This is a genomic window from Clostridium sp. 1001270J_160509_D11, from assembly GCF_015667935.1.
Classification (GTDB): domain Bacteria; phylum Bacillota; class Clostridia; order Peptostreptococcales; family Peptostreptococcaceae; genus Intestinibacter.
The window spans coordinates 1-3805 of record NZ_JADPET010000198.1; the positions used below are offsets into that span (position 1 = coordinate 1).

Genomic DNA, 3805 nt, shown 5'->3' on the forward strand with positions numbered 1-3805 from the left:
ATTTAAAGATAATAAATTTAAAGATAAAATGATAAAATATGAATTTACTAAACGAGGGGGACAAAAAAATGAAAGATATAAATAAAATACTAGATGAATTAGAGAAATTATACCCAGATGCACAATGTGAACTAAATTATGAAACGCCATTTGAGCTTTTAGTAGCAACTATATTATCCGCTCAATGCACAGATGTAAGAGTTAATAAAGTAACAGAGAAATTATTCGCAAAATATAACACACCAGAACAATTTGCACAATTAACAGAAGAAGAAATAGGAGAGGAAATCAGAAGTTGTGGACTTTATAAAAGTAAATCAAAAAAAATAAAAGAAACTTCTAGAATGATTTGTGAAAACTTTGAAGGTGAAGTACCACAAACTTTAAAAGAATTAACTACACTTCCTGGTGTAGGAAGAAAAACAGCAGATGTAGTTTTAAGTAATGCTTTTAACCAAGATGCTATAGCAGTTGATACTCATGTATTTAGAGTAACAAACAGAATAGGGATAGTAAACGAGAAAACAGCAGAAAAAACAGAATTTGCACTAATGGAAGCTATTCCAAAAAATAGATGGTCACATTCTCACCATTTATTTATATTCCACGGAAGAAGAATGTGTAAAGCAAGAAAGCCAGAATGTGATTTATGTCCAATAAGAGAGGAATGTAATTATTATAATAGCACTCAAAGAAATGATTAATTACTACAGGAAGGGATGACAGCGTTGAAAAAAAATAAACTTTTAATGATGTTAGTAATTATTTTTATGCTACTAAATAATAGTATAATTTATGCATTTGACTTAGAAGGAAAAATATCAAAGAATGTATACATTGGAGAAATAGATGTATCAGACTTAACTATTGAAGAGGCTACAAAAAAGGTAAACTTATATATAGAAGAAAATAGATATTTTAATTTAATTTATAATGATAAAAAAATAAAAATAGATAAAAATACATTTGATTTAGACTATAAAATCCCACAATTAGCTCAGAATGCGTATAATGTAGGTAGAGACAAGGATATAATAACAAATATAAAAACAAAAGTTAGCTTAAAACGAGGAAATAAAGAAATAATACCAATCGTTTCTTATTATAATATTTCAAAAATAGACGAATTAATAAAACAACTTAATGAACAATTTTATATCTCACCTGTAAATGCAACTGCAGAAGTCATAAATGACAAAGTAGCTGTTACCAAAGGGAGTTATGGTCAAAATATAAATAAACAACAATTAAAAAGTATAATAATCTATAAAATTGATAACTTAAACTCTAAAGACTCTGAAATACCAATAACAGTTTTAAAGCCTAAATATACTTCTAAACAACTATCAAAAATAGACACATTATTAGGGAGTTATGAAACGTATTTTAATCCTAAAAATATAAATAGAGTAAATAATATTAGTGTTGCAACACAAGCTACAAGCAATGTAATTATAAATACTAATGAAAAATTTTCTTTTAATAATGAATTAAGAGAAAAAAATGTATATAATCAATTAAGAGAGGCTCCTATTATCTTAAATGGAAAACCAGATAAAGGAGTTGGTGGTGGAATATGCCAAGTTTCAACGACAATCTATAACGCCGCATTATATGCAGGTATGGATATAGTAGAAATAACAAACCACTCTATACCAAGCCCTTATGTCAATAAAGGACGAGATGCTACTGTATGTGAGGGGGCTATAGATTTTGTTTTTAAAAATAAATACAATACTCCAATAATAGTACACAATACAATTTTATCAAATAAAATTGTATCTAATATATATGGGAGTAGTGACGATAAAAGCGATATAGAGATTGATACAGAAGTGATTGAAACAATCACAAATAAAAAAATATATAAAAATAATTCTAAATTACGAAAAGATGTAAAAGTAGTTGAACAACCTGGAAGATTAGGATATACTGTAAATACTTTTCGCATATATAAATCAAATGGTGAAATTTTGAAAAAAGAACTGATAAATAAAAGTTATTATCCACCTTGTGATGAAATAATTTTGAAAGGAACAAAAGAAGTTCAAAATGAGGTAACAAAATAATGTTTAAATAAGTTATATTTATTTAAATCTATTTTTTAAATAATAAGTTTTTTGATATAATATAATTTAGATTTATTATAGAGTTATAATTAAATAAATTATTAAAATAATTAGCAATTGTGAATAGTATAAGGAGGAAAACATGTCAATAAACGTTGTATTAGTAGAACCAGAAATACCTCAAAATACTGGAAATATAATAAGAACTTGTGCAAATACAGGTGCAACTTTGCACTTAATTAGACCATTAGGTTTTTCATTAGAAGATAAATATTTAAAAAGATGTGGACTGGATTATTGGGATATTTCAGAAATAAAATATTATGATAGCTTTGAGGAGTTACAAGAAAAATATCCAGATGCAAAATATTATTATTCAACAACTAAAGCAGAAAAAACTCATTCAGAAATGGAATATGAAGATGGATGCTTTTTAGTGTTTGGGAAAGAAACAAAAGGGTTGCCAAAGCCTCTAGTAGAAGCTAATATGGATACTTGTATTAGAATACCTATGCTAAATATAGAAAAGGCTAGATCTCTAAACCTATCAAATTGTGTAGCTATAGTAGTATATGAAGCTATGAGACAAATTGGATATCCAGGCATGAGATAACAATTTTATGATGAAGGAGTAGTTTAACTATGGGCAAAATTAAATTAATTTGTGACAGCATGGCGGACTTAACTAAAGAACAAATAGAAAAATATGATATAGAAGTTTTACCGCTAACTGTAATATTAGAAGATAAAGAATATAAAGATGGAATAGATTTTAACTTAGATGAATTCTATGAATTATTAAAAAATAAAAAATACCCAAAAACTTCACAAGTAACATATGGCCAATTTAAAACTGCATTTGATAAATATGTAGCTGAAGGTAGAACTATTTTCTACATAGCATCATCAGCTAATGCTACAGGTAGTTATCAAAGTGCTGTAATGGCTAAAAATGATACAGAAGGGGATATACATTTATACGACGCGAGCAACCTTACTTTCGGAGCAGGTATGTTTGTACTAAGAGCAGCACAATTATTAGAAGAAGGTAAGAGTATTGATGAAATAATTTCTGAACTTAATATAATAAAAGAAAAATATTGTTTAGTATTTTCTATAGATTCTTTAAATCACCTTCAAAAAGGTGGTAGAATATCTTCTACAAAAGCTATAGTAGGAAATTTATTAAATGTAAAACCTATATGTGAGGTAAAAGATGGATTAGTTACTCAATTAGGACAAGTAAGAGGTAAGAAAAATGTTATAAACAAACTAATTGAAGTTACAGATGAATTAACAGGCGGAGATATCGATACTAGCATTATGTATGTAGGATATATGGATAATGAAAAAGAAAAAGATAAGATGGTTGAAGCCTTAAAAGAAAAATACAATCCTGACCAAATAGGAACATTTAAAGTTGGCTCTTGTATAGGGTCTCACTCAGGTCCTGGTGTTTTAGGAGTATTAAGTTTTAAAAAATAGTTGTATTTAGAGATATTTAAAGTACATATAAATAAAAATGAGTCATAATATATACAGTTTTATGACTCATTTTTTATTCGAATTTTTATGTCTATTTATAGTGATAAAGTTTCTATATATACAAATAATAAATAAATGAATTTATACAATGATTTGTGAATAAAAAGTAATTTTGAAAAAAAAGACGAACAAAAAGAAAAAAATGAAAAAAAAGCGTAAGAAGATTTAAATAAATTGCATTAAAACTATTA

The 3805-nt window shown here is 26.6% G+C and carries 4 protein-coding genes; all 4 read left to right on the top strand.

Annotated features, from left to right (window positions below; translation table 11 throughout):
- Window positions 1–68 precede the first annotated feature (68 nt).
- Window positions 69–704, top strand: a complete 636-nt coding sequence (gene nth / locus I4U58_RS12990; RefSeq protein ID WP_195931765.1) for an endonuclease III — start codon at window positions 69–71, stop codon at window positions 702–704.
- Window positions 705–728: 24 nt separating this feature from the next.
- Window positions 729–2069, top strand: a complete 1341-nt coding sequence (locus I4U58_RS12995) for a VanW family protein (RefSeq protein WP_195931766.1) — start codon at window positions 729–731, stop codon at window positions 2067–2069.
- Between the two features lie 142 nt (window positions 2070–2211).
- Entirely contained in the window at window positions 2212–2682 is a 471-nt protein-coding gene (gene trmL, locus I4U58_RS13000) for a tRNA (uridine(34)/cytosine(34)/5-carboxymethylaminomethyluridine(34)-2'-O)-methyltransferase TrmL (protein ID WP_195931767.1), read from the top strand.
- 29 nt (window positions 2683–2711) lie between these two features.
- Window positions 2712–3554: a DegV family protein gene (locus I4U58_RS13005; RefSeq protein WP_195931768.1), complete on the top strand. Its 843-nt coding sequence runs from the start codon at window positions 2712–2714 to the stop codon at window positions 3552–3554.
- Window positions 3555–3805 lie beyond the last annotated feature (251 nt).

Coding starts and splice junctions, on each gene's coding strand:
- nth (WP_195931765.1), top strand. CDS start 69: ATGAAAGATATAAATAAAATACTAGATGAATTAGAGAAATTATACCCA.
- trmL (WP_195931767.1), top strand. CDS start 2,212: ATGTCAATAAACGTTGTATTAGTAGAACCAGAAATACCTCAAAATACT.
- I4U58_RS13005 (WP_195931768.1), top strand. CDS start 2,712: ATGGGCAAAATTAAATTAATTTGTGACAGCATGGCGGACTTAACTAAA.